Here is an 18397-nt window from a genome sequence, read left to right on the forward strand (position 1 = left end):
TCCCTCATCCTTTACGCAACTCACCTCCCTTCGGCGCCGGTAACGTTGACACCCCCGTTTAATTTGTCGTACCCTGAGCGGGTTGTCCGGATTCAGGGGGAGAGGTGATGAAAAGCTTCAGCATCATCGGTTGCGGCGCCGTGGGCAAGACCGTTGGGCGCCTGCTGCAGCAGGCGGGAGTCATGCAGGTCAAAGAGATCCTGACCCGTTCTGCGGCGAGCGCGCAGGCCGCGACCGATTTTATCGGCGCGGGACGCCCCGTGGCCGATTTCCAGGAACTGTCGCGCGCCGACCTGTACCTCGTGGCCAGTCCCGACGACGCCATCGCCGCCTGCGCCCGGGGGCTGTGCCGTGCCGGGCTCTTGGACCAGCACACCACGGTGTGCCATCTGAGCGGTTCGCTTGGGAGCGAAATCCTGGAGCCCGCCCGGGCCATGGGGGCGCAGGTGGCAAGCGTGCACCCCGTGAAAAGCTTCGCCGATCCTGCCGTCTGCGTCGGAGATTTCGCCGGGACCTGGTGTGGCATCGAGGGAGACCCGCAGGCGCGGGAGCTCCTGGCGGAGCTGTTCGGGGCTATCGGCGGGAGGATCTTTCCCATCGACCCGCGCTTCAAGACGGTCTACCACGCCGGTTCCGTGCTGGTCTGCAACTACCTCACCGCCCTCATGGAGGCCGGGCTCCGGGCCTTTCAGAAGGGGGGAGTGCCCCGCGAGACCGCGCTGCAGGTAATGGAGCCCCTGGTGCGGGGCACGGTGGACAACGTTTTCCGCGCCGGCACCGCCCGCGCCCTGACCGGCCCCATCGCCCGCGGCGACGCCGGAGTGGTGGCCCGGCAACTGGGCGCGCTGGACGGCTTCGACTCCCAGCTTGCGCTCATCTACCGCGCCTTGGGCAGCGTCGCTGCCGAACTGTCGCGGGAGCGGGGGCAGGCATCCCCATCCGGGCTGGCGGCGATTGAGGAACTGCTGGCTACCAAAAAGGCAGGAGCTTCGTAACATGCCTCACCTGTTGAACCAAGAGCACAAGACGACCCAGGAACTGCTCGATGCCGTGGTGAACGGCACTCCCGATCTGATCTATGCCAAGGACCTCGATGGGCATTACCTGCTCATCAACCGCCAGGCGGCCATGTGGTACGGCAAGCCGGCGGAGGAGATCCTGGGACAGGATGACAGCGACCTCTTTCCCGACGAGATGGTGCAGGTGCTGCGCGAACACGACCACCTGATCATGGCGTCGCGCACTACTTCCACGCAGCAGGAGCAGGTGCTCGACCGGTTGGGCCGGCCGTGGACCTTCCTTTCCACCAAGGGGCCGCTCTTCGACCGCAACGGCAAGGTAAGCGGCATCTACAGCATCTCGCGCGACATCACCGAGCAGGTGCAGGCACAGGAGCTTTTGCTGACCAATCAGGAGCAGCTGAGCGCCCTTGCCAACGAGCTGTCCCTGGCGGAGGAGAAGGAGCGCCGCCGCGTCGCGGCCGAACTGCACGACGAAATCGGCCAGAACCTGGCCCTGGCCAAGCTGAAACTCAGCGACTGCCGGCAGGATTTCAAGCTTCCCGCCGCGGCGGTCCAGACGGTCAGGGACGTGGAACAACTGCTGGAGCGGACCATCCAGGAGGTGCGCAGCCTCACCTTCCAGATCAGCCCGCCGCTGCTCTACGAAGTGGGGCTCGAGGCTGCGCTGGACTGGCTGGCGGAGCAGTTCCAGGCCAAGCACAAGCTGCAGGTGACGGTGCGCAGCGACCTGGCCTGCCGGCTCAACGACGAACTGGGGGGGACCCTGTACCACGTGGCGCGTGAGCTTTTGGTGAACGTGGTCAAGCACGCAGAGGCGGGCAAGGTCTCCATAACCATCAGGCAAGGAGCCGGGCACCTGGACCTTGCCGTCGTCGATGACGGCAAAGGCTTCCCGGCGCAGGCGGAGGGGGATCGCGGCATGTCCGGTTTCGGCCTGTTCAACATCCGCCAAAGGGTGCAGCACCTGGGTGGCCAACTGGAGTTACGGTCCGGCACCGGCGGCACCGGGGTAACGGTCCGCGTCCCCTTGCCGGGCGCCGATCAGAACAACACAGGGAGTTCGCGATGACACGCGTGATGATAGTCGACGACCACAGCATAGTCCGGGAGGGGATACGCATCCTCCTGGAGAAATTCCCCGACATCATGGTGGTCGCCGACGCCGACAACGGCAGGTCGGCGCTGGACGTAGCCGCCAAGGCATTGCCCGGCGTGGTCGTGATGGACACCAGCATGCCGGGCATGAACGGTATCGAGGCGACCCAGAGGCTCGGCGTCGAGTGCCCGTCGGCGCGCGTCTTGATCCTTTCCATGCACAAGGACAAGCGTTTCGTCGCCCAGGCTTTCCGGGCCGGCGCGCGCGGCTACCTGCTCAAGGACTGCACCTCCGCCGAACTGGTGCATGCGGTGCGGGCCGTGGCGGCGGGCGAGATCTACGTCTGCTCGGGTATCATCGGCGTCGTCATCGAGGACTACATCAAGCGGATCCCCGATTCCCTGCAGCAGGGGGAGGCGGCGCTCACCCCGCGGGAAAGGGAGGTGCTGCAGTTGATCGCCGAGGGGAACAACGCCAAGAACATCGCCTTCCTGCTCAAGATCAACGTGAAGACCGTGGACACCCACCGTCAGCAGGTCATGAAGAAGCTGAAGCTGCACTCCGTCGCCGAACTCACCAAGTTCGCCATCAGGGAAGGGTTCACCAGCCTGGACAACTGAATGCCTCAGGAAAATTTCCGCTGCGTCTCATATAAACCCTGATACCGTGACCCGTGTCTATTTGTTAGAGTTGCCGCTCATTTGCGTTCATGAATTCTTCGCGAAGCAGCAACTAACGGGACACGATGCGGACCACCAAAATCCTCCTTGCCGACGACCATACGTTGATCCGTGAATGTCTCATCGCGATGCTTGAGAAAGCACCCGGCCTCGAGGTTGTGGCCCAGGCCGCCAGCGGGATGGAGGCGGTGCGCCTCGCCTACGAACTGCAGCCGGACCTGGTTCTCATGGACCTGGTGATGCCCGACGGCAACGGCATCGAGGCAAGCCGTTGCATCCTGAGCGCCTTTCCCGACATAAAGGTGCTGATGCTCTCCATGTATGGCGACGCGCGCTCGGTGCGCCAGGCCCTGGATGCGGGGGCAAAAGGTTTCCTGGTCAAAAGCTGCCCCTCCGAAGAGATCGTCGACGCGGTCCGGATAGTTTCCGACAACGGTTTCTACCTCAGTTCCCACCTGCAAGGGGTCCTGGAACACGAGCTGCAAGCGGCAGCGGGCAAGTTGCCACTCACCTCGCGTGAAGAAGAGGTGCTGGTGCTTATGGCCCAGGGCAAGACCTCCCGGGAGATCGCCGCGCAGCTTCAGATCAGCCCCAAGACGGTGGAAACCCACCGCATGCACCTGATGAAAAAGCTGAACCTCACCAACATCGCCAGCCTGACCAAGTTTGCCATCAGGGAAGGTCTGCTCCCTCTCGATTAACCACCGGCCCGTTGCCCTCCGGACCGCCCCGTCTCGCCCCACTGTTCACACACGGCTTCTCGCGTTCTCACAATCCTCCTCCTTAGGTTCGTGTTCTTTCGTTCTTCTGGCGCATCCGGTCGCGTGTCCCGCTGCCATCTCGGCCAAAATGCCGCCCAAAGCAGGCGTTTTTCTGATTCACCGGCCGCCGTTCCGGTCGATGAAGCATGTGACAGTCGTCGAGGGGCCAGCATCAGAGGCGCCCCCGCAGCGACAACCACACAGGGAGGACGGAGCGCGCATGAAATGGTTCACCAATCTGAAGGTCGGCACTAAGCTGGTTGCGGCGTTTGTGGCGGTAGCGGTCATCACGGCCGTGGTAGGGATCATCGGCATCCGCAACATGGGGACCATCAACGACATGGCCGATGACATGTACATGAAGGAACTGCTGGGGATCTCCTACATCAAGGAGGCCAACATCAACCTGATCTACATCTCCCGGGCCGAGAAGAACTACCTCCTCGCCACCACGCAGCAAGAGCGCGAGAAATACATCACCAACATGAACAAGTACAAGGCCGGCTACAAGGAGTGGCTGGACAAGGCGAAGCCGCTGTTCTACTCCGAAAAGGGGAAGGCGATCCTGAAGCGGCTGGAGGCCGCCAACGAAGAGTGGTTTGCGCTGCAGCAGAAGGTGATCGAACTCGGCGCGAAGGACAAGCTGAACGACAGTTCGGCCGCGGTGACGCTCTCCTTCGGTGAGGCACGTAACAAACAGACCGTTGTGGACGACACCCTGACCGAACTGGCCCGCTTGAAGGAAGAGAACGCCAAGGATGCATCGCTGGAAACTAGCAGGATCTACAAGGCGAGCCTGACGCTGATGGTGAGCCTGGTGGCGGGCGGCGTTCTGCTCGGCTTGGCGCTGGGAATCATCATCTCGCGCATGATCAGCGTCCCGCTCCGGCGCGGCGTCGAGTTCGCCTCTGTCGTGGCGGATGGGGACCTGACCCAGACCATTGATCTCGACCAGAAGGACGAGGTCGGCCAGTTGGCCGCGGCCCTCAACAACATGGTAGGACGCCTGAAAGGGATCGTCGCCGAGGTGAAGAGCGCTTCCGATAACGTGGCGGCGGGGAGCCAGCAGCTTTCCTCCGGGGCCGAGGAGATGTCCCAGGGGGCCACCGAGCAGGCAGCCTCCGCCGAGGAAGCCTCGTCGTCCATGGAGCAGATGTCCTCCAACATCAGGCAGAACGCCGACAACGCCACGCAGACTGAGAAGATCGCGGTGAAGTCGGCCCAGGACGCCCGGGAAGGGGGAGTGGCGGTCCAGGAGACGGTGAGCGCCATGAAGGAGATCGCCGGCAAGATCGGCATCATCGAGGAAATCGCGCGCCAGACCAACCTCCTGGCCCTGAACGCGGCCATCGAGGCGGCCAGGGCCGGGGAGCACGGCAAGGGTTTTGCCGTAGTTGCCTCCGAGGTGAGAAAGCTGGCGGAACGGAGTCAGAAGGCGGCGGCCGAGATCAGCGAGCTTTCGGCGAGCAGCGTCGATGTGGCCGAGAAGGCGGGGGATCTGCTGGCCAAGATGGTTCCGGACATCCAGAAGACGGCCGAACTGGTGCAGGAGATCAGCGTGGCGAGCAGGGAGCAGGACACCGGGGCGGACCAGATCAACCGTGCCATTCAGCAACTGGACCAGGTGATCCAGTCCAACGCGGGCGCCTCCGAAGAGATGGCCTCCACCGCCGAGGAGCTCTCCAGCCAGGCCGAGCAACTCCAGACCGCGGTTTCCTTCTTCAAGATCGGCGACGAGAGGGTGAGAAGGGTCGCGCCTGCGGCGAAGGCTGCTCCCGCGGTGAAGCCGGGCGCGGCGCAGGGGAAGCAGTTGACTCGTGCCAAGGCTGCGGCCCCAGGCGCCACTGTGGCACCGGTAAAGAAGGCCTTGGGGCACGACTTCAACCTGGACGACAAAAGCCCGAGCGACGCCGATTTCGAGCAATACTAATTTGAATGTATCGGCGGCCTGAGGGCCGCCTGTGATGCCATGCCATGCAGCGCCGTCCCCCCGGACGGCGCTTTTTTTTCGTGTACCCTCTCCCCACGGGAGAGGGTGCACGAAGGGCGGGTGAGGGAGGACGCCGGTGGGAAAATGTCACGGGGCGCCGGGGACGCGATGGGAAAATGTTACCTACGAAGTGGTGCACGTGAACCAACGTTCCCCCCTTTGCGAAAGGGGGACAGGGGGGATTTGCTGCTCGAGCCTGACCTCCGGAGCCTCTGGAGCACGTGCGGCACCGGAACGCCGCTTGCGGATGGGACCGTGCAGCGCTGCAGGGGAAGGGAAGGGGGGATACGAAGGACAAGGTAGAGATAGGGGCACAACAAAAGGGGCAGTCGCATCAAGCGACTGCCCCTTTACTGACCGTGGGTCTTGGGCGGGAGCTGCTAGGCCGCGGCCCCTTCCAGCTCCTGGACCAGCTCCAGCTCACCGCTGGTGAAGACCTTGTCGATATCGAGGATGATGATGAACTGCTCGTTGTGCTTGCCCATCCCCTTGATGAAGTCGGTGTTGAGCTTGGTGCCGATGCGCGGCGGCGGCTCGATCTGGTCCGGCTCCAGGTCCATGACCTCCTGGACCGCGTCGGCCATGGCGCCCATGACCACCTTCTCCCCCTCCAGCTCGACCTCGACGATGATGACACAGGTGTTGACCGTCTGCTCAGCCATCGCCATGCCGAACTTCAGCCTCAGGTCGACCACCGGGACCACGCTGCCGCGCAGGTTGATGACGCCGCGCATGTAGTCCGGCGTTTGCGGCACCTTGGTGATGGAGGTGAAGTCCAGCACCTCGCGTACCTTGCCGATGTCCAGGGCGAACAGCTCGTCCTCCAGCTTGAAGGTCAGATACTGGGTAGTTTCCGTGATTGTCTCGACCGCCATGTTCTCTCTCCTCTCTCAGTTTTGACTGTCGGTGCGCCCCGCTATGAGTAACGACCAATCAGGCTAAGCTCGAACCGGTTCCGCCCATTGTGCGCCCGGAACCCATCAAACATATCGGCACATTGCGCTCTAAATTGAGTCAAAAAAATCATGGTTATAAACTTATAATCCCGGCAGCCGCTGCGCCGAAGCCAACGATTTTTCTAGAAGCTCTCGAAAGCCTCGTCGTTCAGGTCCAGCTCCACGGCGTGGGGAGCGGCATGAGTGAGCGGGCGGGGCGGCGCTGTAGCCTTCTTTGCCGGCTTGGCTGCCGCCTTGCGCGGTGCGGCAGCCGTCGAGGCGGAGTGCGCCACCTTGAAGAAGCTGATGGTGTGCTGCAGCTGCTCCGACTGCGAGGCGAGCTCCTCCGCGGTTGCCGACATCTCCTCCGCGGCCGAGGCGTTCTGCTGGATCACCTGGTCCAACTGCTGGATGGCCTTGTTGATCTGCTCGGCGCCGGTGTCCTGCTCCCTGCTGGCAGCGGTGATCTCCTGCACCAGCCCCGCCGTTCTCTGGATGTCCGGCAGCATGTTGGAGAGCATGGCCCCGGCGGTTTCGGCCACCTCGACGCTCGAGGAGGACAATTCCGAGATCTCTGCCGCGGCCTTTTGGGAGCGCTCGGCCAGTTTCCTCACCTCGGAGGCGACCACGGCGAACCCTTTGCCGTGCTCGCCGGCGCGGGCCGCCTCGATGGCGGCGTTGAGCGCCAGCAGGTTGGTCTGGCGCGCGATCTCCTCGATGATGGAGATCTTGCCGGCGATCTCTTTCATCGCGGTCACCGTCTGCGCCACCGCCTTGCCCCCCTCCTGCGCGTCGGCCGCGGATTTCACCGCGATCTTCTCGGTCTGCAGGGCGTTGTCCGCGTTCTGCCTGATGTTGGAGGACATCTCTTCCATGGAACTGGAGGCCTCCTCGGCGGCCGCTGCCTGCTCGGTGGCCCCCTGCGACATCTGCTCGGCGCTGGAGGACATCTGCTGGCTGCCGGCCGCCACGTTGTCCGCGGCGTTCTTGACGTCGTTGACCACCTCGGAGAGCTTGCCGACCATGTTGCCCAGCGAGCGCATCAGCTCGTCCTCGGCGGAGCGCTCGGTGATGGTGACGGTGAGGTTGCCGTCGGCGACCTCCCTGGCGGCGGCGGTGATGGTGTCGGTGGCCCGGATCAGCACGTTCAGGTTGTTCTTGATCTCGTTGAAGTCACCCTTGTACTCTTCCATGATCTCGGGCGGCATGTTCCCCTTGGAGATGCGCTCCACGTATTCTGCTGCCACGTTGAGCGGGCCGATGACCGCGTCGAGAGTGCCGTTTACCCCTTCCACCACCTCTCGATAGGCCCCCTGGTGCCGGGAGGCGTCGGCCCTGCTGGCGAGCTTCCCTTCCATGGCGGCGCCGGAGAGAGCCATGGTGTCCGCCACCAGCGCCTTGATGCTCGCCACCATGGTTTGCATGGCGACCAGAAGCTGCCCCGTCTCGTCCTTTCCCGTCTCCTCGATGGTTACCGACAGGTCCCCGCGGGCCAGCTTTTCCGCCACGTCGACGCCGGTGCCAAGCGCGCGGCTGATCTTGCGCGAGACCATGACGGCCAGGAAGGCGCCGATCAGCACAGCGGCCACCAGGGCGGCGATGATCATCCAGCGGGAGCTTTGGTAGGTCTGGATCGCGCGGTGTGCCGCCTCTTCAGCTCCCTTGTCGTTCATGGCCACCCCTTTCTCGATGGAGGCCACCGCCTCGGTGAAGCTCTTGGCCCCGTCCCCCTGCAAAAGCGCCAGGGCCTGCTGCTTCTTGTTTTGCCGGGAGAGTTCGATGACCTTCTGGTGGTCCGCCAGGTACTGGCCCCACTCCGCGGTGAACTCCTGCAGGCTCTTTTTTTCCTCAGCGGTATCGGCCAGCTTCTCGTACTGGGCCGTCACCTTTTTAATGCCGGTGATCTCCTCTTCCAGGGTCTTCTCGAATTTTTTCATCTCCTCCGGCGACGTGGCCAGGACGTGCTGGAATTCCGCGTTGCGCACGTCGCCCATGCCGATGCGCATGTCGTCCAGCGCGTTGACACCCGGCAGCCACTGCGTGGTGACCTCGGTAGTGTCGTGGTTCAGGCGTGCCAGTTGCCAGATGGAGAAGAGCCCCAGTGCCGTGGCGAGCAGCAGTACCGACGCTACGACCGCCAGGATTTTCCCGCCGATCTTCATGTCATTGAACCATTTCATGTTTCTCTCCTGTGTGCTTTGAGATCGGTTCGCCGGTGCAGCCCGGTGTTCCCAGGCCGAGCGAACGGTGCGTGTCGAAGTCAGGCAACGGATGGTGGCCGGATTACAGTCATGGGACGTTCTCCTGTTCCGTTATGATGCTGGTGAGACTCTGTCGGAGCGGCAAGGGTGTGTCAAAGGGGGCGGGTTGCGTTGTCTATGTAGATGTATCGGCGCAGCTTAGGCGGAGTTAAGAGATAGTTTTCCTGGAGCAATAGGAGAATCGGACGCCAGCGTGTCTAAAACTCCTAGACATTGTTTGGCAACACAGGCATTATGGCCACCTTAGTCGTATGAAATGACTAAGTTATTGACCTGCGCCATGAATGAGGATAGAGGAAATACTGGAGGGTGATATGGATGATACGATGAGAAGAAATGACCGCCGGCTCTCGGCACAGCTGACCAACGAGATCCTGGAGAAGGGGACGGTCTGCCAGTTGGCGCTGGCGGCACAGGGCGAGCCCTACCTGGTTACCATGAACTACGGCTACCGTGACTCGACCCTGTACTTCCACTGTGCCGCGGCGGGGAAGAAACTGGAGGTTATCGAGCAGAACAACCGCGTCTGCTTCACCGTGGTGGAGCATGGAGCGGTACTGCCGGCGGAAAAGCCCTGCGACTTCACCATGAAGTTCCGCAGCGTGGTCGGGTTCGGCACCGCGCGGGTGATCGACGGCTACCGGGAAAAGTGCGAGGCGCTCGGTATAATCATGGCTCAGTACGCTCCCGGTGAGAGCTTCCAGTTCCCGGAGGGGACCCTCGCTGCAACGACGGTGTTCGCCGTCGACATCTCCTCGATGGCAGCCAAGAGTAACCTTTGACCGTCACCTATAACCATTGACCGCCACAGCAACCACTGACCACTGACCCCCAAGAGCAATCACTGACCGCTCAACAAGCGAGGTCCCCCATGAACATCCTGGCCATCGATCCCGGTTCCACGTCGACCAAGGTAGGGGTGCGGCGCGCGGGGAGGCTCGTCAAGGCGACCATCGAGCACCCTCGCCGCGAGATTGAGAGCTTCCACGCCGTGATGGAACAGCTGGACTACCGGATGGAGCACCTGGTGCGCTACCTGCGTGAAACCGGCGTCGAGCAGGTGCGCTGGGACGCGGTGGTGGGGCGGGGCGGGCTGGTTAGATCCGTGCCCAGCGGCGTGTACCTGGTGGACGAGCCCCTGCTGGAGGACCTGATGCGGGGGGTGAACGGCGAGCACGCGGCCAACCTGGGCGGGGTCATGGCCCACGCGGTGGCGGCGCGCCTGGACGTACCGGCCTACGTGGTGGACCCGCCGGTCATCGACGAGATGTGGCCGGTGGCGCGCATCTCGGGCATGGCGGGCATCGAGCGGCGCAGCATGTTCCACGCGCTGAACCAGAAGGCGGTGGCGCGCGAGGTGGCGCGGGAGCTGGGGCGGCCCTACCAGGAGCTGAACCTGATCGTGGCACACCTCGGCGGAGGCATCACCGTCGGGGCGCACCGCTTGGGGCAGGTGGTGGACGTCAACAACGGCCTGAACGGCGACGGCCCCTTCTCCCCCGAGCGCACCGGCGGCCTGCCGGTGATCGGGGTGCTGCAACTCGTGGAGCGCGGCGCCTTCACCACCGAGCAACTGAAAAGCATCGTGGCCCGCAAGGGGGGCGTCTTCTCCTACCTGGGGACGGTGGACCTGCGTGAGGCCGAGGAAAACGCCAGAGAGGGCGACCACTGGGCCGCGCTGGTGCTGGAGGCCATGGTGTACCAGATCGCTAAGGAAATCGGCGCCCTGGCCGCCGCCCTTGCCGGCGCGGTGGACGGCATCGTCCTCACCGGGGGGCTCGCCTTCAGCGCGACCGTGGTGGAGGGGATACGGCAGCGGGTGCAGTTCATCGCTCCCTTGTTCGTGCGTCCCGGGGAATTCGAGATCGAGGCGCTGATCGACGGCGCCCTCAGGGTGCTCACCGGCACCGAAGAGGCGCGCCGTTACCCGGGAGGAATCGATGAAGATCGGGCCTAACCTGAGGGCGGTGGTCGCGGCCAAGGGCGTGCCGATGGACGAGGTACGCGAGGCGTTGGGGTGGGACGAAGAGACCCTGGACCGGGTGCTCGCCGACCAGCTTTCTCCCGGCATATCGGAGCTGTTGCGCCTGGCTACCTTCCTGGGGGTCGGCATCTCGCGCCTTCTCGGCGGCGACCAGGAGTCGCGGCGACGCGCGGTCAAGACCGGCAGGGACGAGCGGGTCGGCGTGGACCGCCGTAACGCCCTGCACTACGAGAGCCTGGCCCAGGCCTTCGGCGGCCGGCACCTGGAGCCCTTCGTGGTCGACCTGTACCGCGCCCCGGAAACGGAGCCGGACCTGAGCCGCCACCCGGGCGAGGAGTTCCTGTTCGTCCTCTCCGGCGAGCTGCAGGTCACCGTGGACGGCGAGCCCTTTCACCTTGAAGCGGGCGATTCCCTCTATTTCGACTCGCTGCTGCCGCACGTGCTGGTCTCCCTCAGCGAACACACACGGCTGATGGCGGTGCTCTACAAGGGCGAGTCCATGCTGCAGCTCACCAAGGGGCACGGCATGAAGAGCCTCATCGAGGCGGCCAGGCTCGCCCCGCGCCAGAAGGTGGTCCTGGTCTGCCCGGATGCAGGATCGCTGAAGGCGGTCAACAAGGGGATCGAGGAAGGGATCCTGGAGTCGGTCTTCCTGGTGGGGGACCCGGACCGGGTGCGTGAGTCGTGCGCCGACCTCATGATCTTCGAACAGCAGTACCGCTTCATCCCGGTCGGCAGCGGCGACGACCATGAACGGGAGGCGGCGCGCCTCGGCGTGGAGCTGGTGGCGACCCGGCAGGGAGATCTGCTCATGAAAGGGGGGATCAACACGGCCATCCTGATGAAGGCGGTGCTCTCCAAGGAGACCGGCATCGGCACCGGCAGAAGGCTCTCCAACGTGAGCATCTTCGAGCTCCCCGGCGTGGAGCGGCTCATCTTCCTGACCGACCCGGCCATAAACCCCGAGCTCTTCGCGCACCAGGAGGCGGCCTCCGCCATCGACATCATCGACAATGCGGTCCAGGTGGCGCGCGCCCTGGGCGTCGAGCGCCCCAAGGTGGCGCTTCTGGAGGCCAACGAGGTCCCCTCCGCCAACATCCCCACCACCATGCTGGAACAGGAACTGTCCCGGCGCCAGTGGCCGCAGGCCGACGTCTTCGGACCGCTCTCCTACGACCTCGCCCTCTACCCCGACTCGGTGCGCAAGAAGGGGCTCACCGGCAACCCCGTCGCGGGGCAGGCCGATATCATCGTGGTGCCGCACATCTCCGGTGGGAACTTCCTCTACAAGAGCTGGGTCTTCACCATGGGGGCCGAGGTGGCCAACGTGGTCCTGGGCGCCCGGGCTCCCGTCATCCTCACCTCGAGAAGCGACAGCGACCTCACCAAGTTCCTCACCATCTGCGCCAGTTCCCTCTACGGTCACTACCTGCGCCGTGAGGGATGAACGGCACCTCCTTCCCTTTGCCGTTTGCTTTCCCGACAGCGGCCGGGTATGCTAATGAACGTTTGATCACTCCGACACGAGGAAAGCATGCCCAGCACCCCGCTCATCATCGGCCACCGTGGCGCCTCCCGTGACGCTCCCGAAAACACCCTCGCCTCGTTCAGGCTCGCCTTCGCGCAGCAGGCGGATGGTATCGAGGCCGACTTCCGTCTCACCAGCGACGGCCACATCGTCTGCCTGCACGATTCCGGCACCTCCCGCACCACCGGTGTGGAACTCACTGTGGTCGACTCCACCCTGGCCGAACTGCAGCGCCTGGACGCCGGGAACTGGAAGGGTGCCCAGTGGCGGGGCGAGCCGATCCCGACGCTGGCCCAGGTGCTCGCTATGCTCCCCGCCGGCAAGAGGCTCTTCGTCGAGTTGAAGTGCGGCCCCGAGATCATCGCTCCGCTGGCCGCCGACCTGGCCCGCGCCGCCGTACCGGCGGACCGGATCCGCTTTCTTGCCTTCGACCACCTGCTGGTGGCCGTGCTCAAGGAACGACTCCCGGACTACCGCGCCTGCTGGCTGTGCGACTACCGCTGGCGCGGCGGCTGGCACCCGGCCCCGGCCCAGGTGCTCGCGCGGCTGGCCGAGACCGGCGCCGACGGGCTGGCCAGCCGCGACCGCGCCATCCTGGACGCCGCGCTGGTCCGGGAACTGCGCCAACGCGGGCTGGAGATCCACGTCTGGACCGTCGATTCGGCAAAGGATGCGGCGAGGCTCGCCGACCTCGGCGTCGACTCCATCATGACCAACCGCCCGGGCTGGCTGCGCCGCGCCCTGGAGCTCCCCCGGGAGAAAGCATGAACCGCAAGGCCTATCTAGCCACCGGCCGGATGATCGCCATGCTGCAGGGGTTCTCCAAGCTGCGGGTGAACGTGCACGGCAAGGAGCACATCCCCGAGGGGGCGGTCATCTTCGTGGTGAACCACTTCACCCGCATCGAAACGGTGCTGCTCCCCTACCACATCTACCGCCTGACCAAGATCCCGGTCTGGTCGCTCGCCGACGCCTCCCTGTTTGCGGGGCCGCTGGGGAGCTTCCTGGACCTGATGGGTGCGGTATCCACCAAGAACCCGGACCGCGACCGGGTCATCGTGAAGACCCTCCTGACCGGCGAGGCGAGCTGGATCATCTTCCCGGAAGGGCGCATGGTGAAGGACAAAGAGCTGTTCCGCAAGCGGCTGCTGCTCCCCTCCAGCGGTGTGCGTCCCCGCTCGGGTGCCGCGACGCTGGCACTGCGCACCGAGTTCTACCGCCAGAGGATGCTGAGGCTGCAGACCGTGGCTCCGGAGGAGGTGGCGCGGCTGCAGGGGATGTTCCAGATCCCCGACCTGGGGCCGCTCAAGAAGGGGAAGTGCCACATCGTCCCGGTGAACATCACCTACTACCCGCTGCGCGCCCGGGAGAACGCCCTCAGCAGGCTCAGCGAGCTCTTCCTGCGCGAGGCGCCCCAGCACCTGAAGGAGGAGATCCTCACCGAGGGGAGCATGCTTCTCTCCGGCGTGGATATCGACATCCGCTTCGGCAGCCCCATCGACCCCTCCACGTATCTCAGGAGCCGGGAGGTCGAGGCCGACATCGTCTCCACTGCCAGTTACGGCTTCGACGATCGCCTCCCGTCCATCAACGAGATGAAGTACGAGGCCAACCGTCTCATGCAGCGCTACATGAGCAGCATCTACGAACTCACCACGGTGAACCACGACCATCTCTTCGCTTCGCTGTTGCGTGCCTACCCCTTCAAGACCATCGACGAGGACGACTTCCGGCGCAGGGCGTTTCTCCTGACCAAGCTCTGCCCCAGGCATATCACCTGCAAACTGCACCAGAGCCTCAGCACCGACCAGGTCTCGCTTTTGACCGACGACCGCTATCACAAGTACCGGGAGTTCCGCGAGCTGGCGCTGGAGAAGGGGGTGGTGGTGCAGAAAAACGGGGCGCTGGTGAAGGACCGCGCCAAGTTCTCGGCACCCTTCGAGATGCAGCGCGCCAGGATCGACAACCCCATCGGTGTCATCGCCAACGAGGTGCTCCCGCTCACCCAACTGCAGCGCGAGGTGCACCTGATCGACTGGCTGCCGGTCTGGCTGGTACGCAGGAAGGTGGCGCAGATCCTGGAGCGCCAGGCTCTGGAGGAGTTCGACGCCGACTATCGCACCTACTACCGCGAGGGGGAGAGCAAGGAGAGCGAGGTGGGTATGCCCGTGCTGCTGAAAGGGGACTTGCGCCGGCTGGGGGTGGTGCTGGTGCACGGCCTCCTTTCGGTCCCGGCGCAGATGCTGGACCTCGCCCGCTACCTGCAGCAGAAGGGGCTCTGGGTCTACCTGGTGCGCCTGAAGGGGCACGGCACCTCCCCCGAGGACCTGGCCCTCAGAAGCGGCAGCGACTGGATGGAGTCGGTGGACCTGGGCTATGCCCTGATGAAGTCGCTGTGCGACCGGGTCGTGGTGGGGGGATTCTCCTTCGGCGGCGGCGTGGCGCTCGACTGCGCCCGCCGGGTAGGCGACGCGGCGGGAGTCTTTGCGGTCTGTCCGCCGCAGCGGCTGCTGGACATCTCCTCCCGCTTTGCCCCGGCGGTAACGGTCTGGAACCGGGTCATGGACGTTTTCAGCTATCAGTGGGCCAAGAAGGAGTTCGTGGAGAGCGTGCCGGAACGCCCGGAGCTCAATTACTCCAGGATCCCGGTCAGCGCGCTGCGCGCCATGGAGCGTTTCATGAGTGAGCTGGAGCCCAAGCTGGCCGGTATCAGGACGCCGGTCCTGGTGCTGCAGGCCGAGGGGGACCCGGTGGTCGACCCGCGCGGCTCGCAGCGGCTTTTCGAGATGCTGGGGAGCGAACAGAAGAGCTACCAGAGGTTCCCGCTGCAGCGCCACGGCATCCTGGCGGGGCCGGGGTCGGAGGACGTTCACGCCGCGGTGGGGACGTTCCTGGACACCCTGCTCAAGGCCGAGCCTCTCCCCCTCCCTTGACGGGAGGGGGCAGGGGGGTGGGTGACCTTGCCATGACCGCAAATGTGGCACCTACCCCCACCCCCTAACCCCCTCCCGAAAGGGGAGGGGGGACTTGCAGCCGCTGCAACACGCTGACCGGCAAGCAGGGGTAGCGGGCTTTCCAGATCTGTCGGGATCTGCTACAAAGGTGGTATGGAAAACGACAAAGCGCACGGCATATTGCAGAAACGACACTGGGTTTTTGACCTGGACGGGACCCTTACCGTCGCCATTCACGACTTCGCCCACATCAGGAACGTGCTGGGAGTCCCGCAAGGAAGCGACATCCTGGGGCACCTGGAGGGGCTGCCCGAGGCGGAGGGGGTGCGGGCGCGGGCGCTTTTGCAGTCGATCGAGGAGGAACTGGCGGGGCGGACCGAACCGGCGGAAGGTGCGCTGGAACTAGTGCAGCTTTTGCACGGGCGCGGTACCCGCATCGGCGTGCTCACCCGCAACACGAAGGAGAACGCGCTCACCACGCTGGCGCGCATCGGGCTCATGGATTTCATCGGGGCGGGGGACGTGCTGGGGCGGGACGACGCGCGGGCCAAGCCCGACCCGGACGGCATCCACAAACTGGCGTGCCGCTGGGGAGTTCCCGCAGCGGCACTGGTTATGGTGGGTGATTACGCCTTTGATCTTGAGACCGGTCGCGCGGCCGGCGCCGGCACCGTCCACGTCGACCCTGCCCGCGCCTTCCGCTGGCCCGAACTCACCGACCTCGCGGTGGGGAGCCTGGCCGAGTTGGCGCAGGCGCTTCAGACCAGCGTCTCCAGTTCGTGGTCGGCTATCTGCACGATCTCGTCGTAAATGGCCAACATGACGTGCATGTCGCACCACTTCCTGGTCATGTTGTGGATCAGGTAGCCGCCGTTGACCAGGGTCCCGGAGAGAAGTGCGATGCCCAGCATCCTCTGGTCCTCGACCGAGAGCAGGAAGCAGGCGTAGACCGCGATGTTCACCATGGAAAAGAGCCAGGCAACCTCGGGGCCCTTGAACGGGTTGAGCATCACCTTGGTAAGGTCCATATAGTAGCGGGTGAGCCCGCGCACCCTGCGCATGCACTCGATGATCCCTTCGCTTTGTTCCTTGAGGTACAGGCTCGCCAGGAAATGGGTAATGGCCATCTGTTTCCCTCTCACCATCCGTTCCTTCACGTACATGTCGATCGCTTCATCCACTGTCTCTTTACTCATAGCCGCCACCTTTGGACGCCTGGTAGTTAAGTTCCTGCGTCCGGTTGGATCTCTATGTGAGGGGCGTTGATTCGCCCTTCGAATCTAGTAGTGAAAATGGGTTCTGGCACCGCGGGGCCGGACTCTTGCATAAGGCAAACTATGGTGCAAAACAACGTCGGTGTCAACCGCTCCCGCCGCATCTATCTGTCGCATTTATCGGCGCAAATTTGCTTTAGTTGACAACTTTTCGCTCCTGCCGTACTCTCGGAGCCTGTCCGAAAGCTAGAGGGGTTGCAACTGCCTGAAACTTGGACATGGAGGGGTATGGGTAACAAGAATCAGCAGGGGAAGAGCGGGGCCGAGCAGGGGTTGATCGTTTCCCATTTCGGGGTGGCCGTCGAGGTGCTTTTCGAGACGGGCGAGCGGCGCATGGTGAAGGTGAAGCGCAACTCCGGCCACGTGGTCGGCGACCAGGTCACTGTAGCCGGCGAGGTCCTGAACCGGCTGCCCCGGAGGACCGAATTGAGCCGGCGCGACGCCCGGGGTGGCGTTCACCTCTTGGCCGCCAACCTTGACGTGCTCGGCGTAGTGCTAGCTCCCGGGACCCCCTCGGGGTTTCTCGACCGCGCCATCGTTGCTGCCCGCGCCGCAGGGCTTTCCCCTTTCGTCGTCTTCAACAAGTGCGACCTCCCCGAGTCAGCGGAGCTAAGTGATGCCACTGCTGGCGTTTATGGCGGCATTGTTCCCTTCTTCCCCTTGAGCGCCGTCACCGGCACCGGCCTCGATCCGCTGCGGGAGTTCCTGCGCCAGGGGCACCGGGGCGCCTTCGTCGGCACCACCGGCGCGGGGAAGAGCTCGCTGATGAACGCGCTCTGCCCCGAGCTGAACCTGAAGGTGGGTGAGCTCTCCGACTACAACTGGACCGGCCGGCACACCACCACCGTATCGTCCCTGCACGCCCTTCCCGGCGGGGGGGAACTCGTCGACACCCCCGGTTTCCGCGATTTCGGCCTCGTCGACATAACCGTTCCCGAACTGGCCGCCTGGTTCCCCGGCTTCGAGGCGCTGCAGGAGCATCGCTGCCGCTTCAACGACTGTCGTCACCGCCAGGAGCCGGGATGCGCGGTGCGTGACGAGGTCGCCTCGGGCGGGATCACCGAGGAGCGCTACCAGACCTACCTGGTGCTTTTGGGCGAGGTCGAGGCCCTGGAAGAGGCGGCGCAGCGGCGCAACTGGAAAAAATAATCAGAAGAGGAGATACATGGCCGTACCCTGGAAAGTATTGCAAAGCGTGACTACCGGCGACGGGGTCCTGGAACTCAGACAACGGGGCGAGCGGGACTTCCTGATCACCGCGAACGGGCTGGTCCTGATGAACAGCTCGCTGCATCGCTCCGAGGTTGCCCTCGGCGAGGTGGCCTGCGGGCACCTGAAGGACGCGGCAGCGCCGCGGGTACTGGTGGGGGGGCTGGGGATGGCGATCACCCTGCGGGCGGTGCTGGACCAGTTGCCGGAGACGGCCAAGGTGCTGGTCGCGGAACTGAACCCGGTGGTGCTGCAGTGGTGCCGCGGACCGCTGGCGCCTTTGACCAACGGGGCGGCCGACGACCCGCGGGTCGAGGTGGAGATCGCCAACGTGGCGGACGTGATCAGGCGCAGCGCCATGAACAACAACCGCTTCGACGCCATCGTGCTCGACCTGTACACCGGGCCGCATGCCAGGACGGACAAGATCATGGACCCACTCTACGGCGAGATCGCCATCGAGATGAGCAAGGGGGCCTTGAAGCCGGGGGGCGTCTTCGCCGTCTGGGGCGAGAATTACGACCAGGGCTTCGACAAGCGCCTGCGCCAGGCCGGTTTCTCGGTTACCTGCGACCGTCCCGGCCGGGGCGGCCTGCGCCACGTGGTCTTCCTGGCCCGCCTGGCGTCCCGCCCCGAACCCGGTCCCGGGCCGCGTCCGAAGCGCTCACCGCGCCGCTAGCGCCGGATGGCCGCTGGGCGTTGC

General features: G+C 64.5%; 16 protein-coding genes. 13 read left to right on the forward strand and 3 right to left on the reverse strand.

The window, feature by feature from the left end:
* The first annotated feature begins 107 nt into the window (after positions 1-107).
* The 5 genes from JFN91_RS10245 (at position 108) to JFN91_RS10265 (ending at position 5489) form a co-directional block, all read left to right on the forward strand.
* Positions 108-995 (forward strand): Rossmann-like and DUF2520 domain-containing protein, encoded by an 888-nt coding sequence (locus JFN91_RS10245; protein WP_199389111.1) that lies wholly within the window; start codon positions 108-110, stop codon positions 993-995.
* 1 nt (position 996) lies between these two features.
* Complete coding sequence (locus JFN91_RS10250) at positions 997-2091, forward strand: PAS domain-containing sensor histidine kinase (protein WP_199389112.1); 1095 nt, start codon at positions 997-999, stop codon at positions 2089-2091.
* Positions 2088-2738 carry a response regulator gene (locus JFN91_RS10255; protein WP_199389113.1) on the forward strand — a complete coding sequence of 217 codons (651 nt, stop codon included), beginning with the start codon at positions 2088-2090 and terminating at the stop codon, positions 2736-2738. The genes JFN91_RS10250 and JFN91_RS10255 overlap by 4 nt, the downstream gene beginning before the upstream one ends.
* A gap of 125 nt (positions 2739-2863) precedes the next feature.
* Complete coding sequence (locus JFN91_RS10260) at positions 2864-3499, forward strand: response regulator (RefSeq protein ID WP_199389114.1); 636 nt, start codon at positions 2864-2866, stop codon at positions 3497-3499.
* Positions 3500-3779: 280 nt separating this feature from the next.
* Positions 3780-5489 carry a methyl-accepting chemotaxis protein gene (locus JFN91_RS10265; RefSeq protein WP_199389115.1) on the forward strand — a complete coding sequence of 570 codons (1710 nt, stop codon included), beginning with the start codon at positions 3780-3782 and terminating at the stop codon, positions 5487-5489.
* 440 nt (positions 5490-5929) lie between these two features.
* Here the strand turns inward: JFN91_RS10265 and JFN91_RS10270 are convergent, their stop codons facing one another.
* Both JFN91_RS10270 and JFN91_RS10275 read right to left on the reverse strand, forming a co-directional pair.
* Complete coding sequence (locus JFN91_RS10270) at positions 5930-6424, reverse strand: chemotaxis protein CheW (protein ID WP_199389116.1); 495 nt, start codon at positions 6422-6424, stop codon at positions 5930-5932.
* Between the two features lie 203 nt (positions 6425-6627).
* Positions 6628-8664: a methyl-accepting chemotaxis protein gene (locus tag JFN91_RS10275; protein WP_199389117.1), complete on the reverse strand. Its 2037-nt coding sequence runs from the start codon at positions 8662-8664 to the stop codon at positions 6628-6630.
* Positions 8665-9059: 395 nt separating this feature from the next.
* Between JFN91_RS10275 and JFN91_RS10280 the strand changes: the two genes are divergently transcribed.
* From JFN91_RS10280 to JFN91_RS10305, 6 genes are all read left to right on the forward strand, one after another.
* Entirely contained in the window at positions 9060-9527 is a 468-nt protein-coding gene (locus tag JFN91_RS10280) for a pyridoxamine 5'-phosphate oxidase family protein (RefSeq protein ID WP_199389118.1), read from the forward strand.
* A gap of 89 nt (positions 9528-9616) precedes the next feature.
* Complete coding sequence (buk, locus tag JFN91_RS10285) at positions 9617-10702, forward strand: butyrate kinase (protein ID WP_199389119.1); 1086 nt, start codon at positions 9617-9619, stop codon at positions 10700-10702.
* Positions 10686-12176 (forward strand): phosphate acyltransferase, encoded by a 1491-nt coding sequence (locus JFN91_RS10290; RefSeq protein WP_199389120.1) that lies wholly within the window; start codon positions 10686-10688, stop codon positions 12174-12176. Before buk ends, JFN91_RS10290 begins: the two co-directional genes overlap by 17 nt.
* Positions 12177-12263: 87 nt before the next feature.
* Positions 12264-13025: a glycerophosphodiester phosphodiesterase gene (locus JFN91_RS10295; protein WP_199389121.1), complete on the forward strand. Its 762-nt coding sequence runs from the start codon at positions 12264-12266 to the stop codon at positions 13023-13025.
* A complete protein-coding gene (locus tag JFN91_RS10300) occupies positions 13022-15190 on the forward strand; it encodes an alpha/beta fold hydrolase (RefSeq protein ID WP_199389122.1) in 2169 nt (722 codons plus the stop codon). Before JFN91_RS10295 ends, JFN91_RS10300 begins: the two co-directional genes overlap by 4 nt.
* 174 nt (positions 15191-15364) lie before the next feature.
* Complete coding sequence (locus tag JFN91_RS10305) at positions 15365-16021, forward strand: HAD family hydrolase (protein WP_199389123.1); 657 nt, start codon at positions 15365-15367, stop codon at positions 16019-16021.
* On the opposite strand, the gene JFN91_RS10310 is transcribed toward JFN91_RS10305, so the two are convergent.
* Positions 15970-16407 (reverse strand): GSU0071 family protein, encoded by a 438-nt coding sequence (locus JFN91_RS10310; RefSeq protein WP_199389124.1) that lies wholly within the window; start codon positions 16405-16407, stop codon positions 15970-15972. The genes JFN91_RS10305 and JFN91_RS10310 overlap by 52 nt on opposite strands.
* A gap of 306 nt (positions 16408-16713) precedes the next feature.
* Here JFN91_RS10310 and rsgA point away from each other — a divergent pair, with 306 nt between their 5' ends.
* Entirely contained in the window at positions 16714-17634 is a 921-nt protein-coding gene (rsgA, locus tag JFN91_RS10315) for a ribosome small subunit-dependent GTPase A (protein WP_199389125.1), read from the forward strand.
* Positions 17635-17650: 16 nt separating this feature from the next.
* On the forward strand, positions 17651-18373 hold the full coding sequence (locus JFN91_RS10320; protein WP_199389126.1) for a spermidine synthase: 723 nt from the start codon (positions 17651-17653) through the stop codon (positions 18371-18373).
* The last annotated feature ends 24 nt before the right edge of the window (positions 18374-18397 follow it).

It is taken from the genome of Geomonas anaerohicana (genome assembly GCF_016458305.1).
In the GTDB taxonomy this organism is placed as follows: Bacteria; Desulfobacterota; Desulfuromonadia; order Geobacterales; family Geobacteraceae; genus Geomonas; species Geomonas anaerohicana.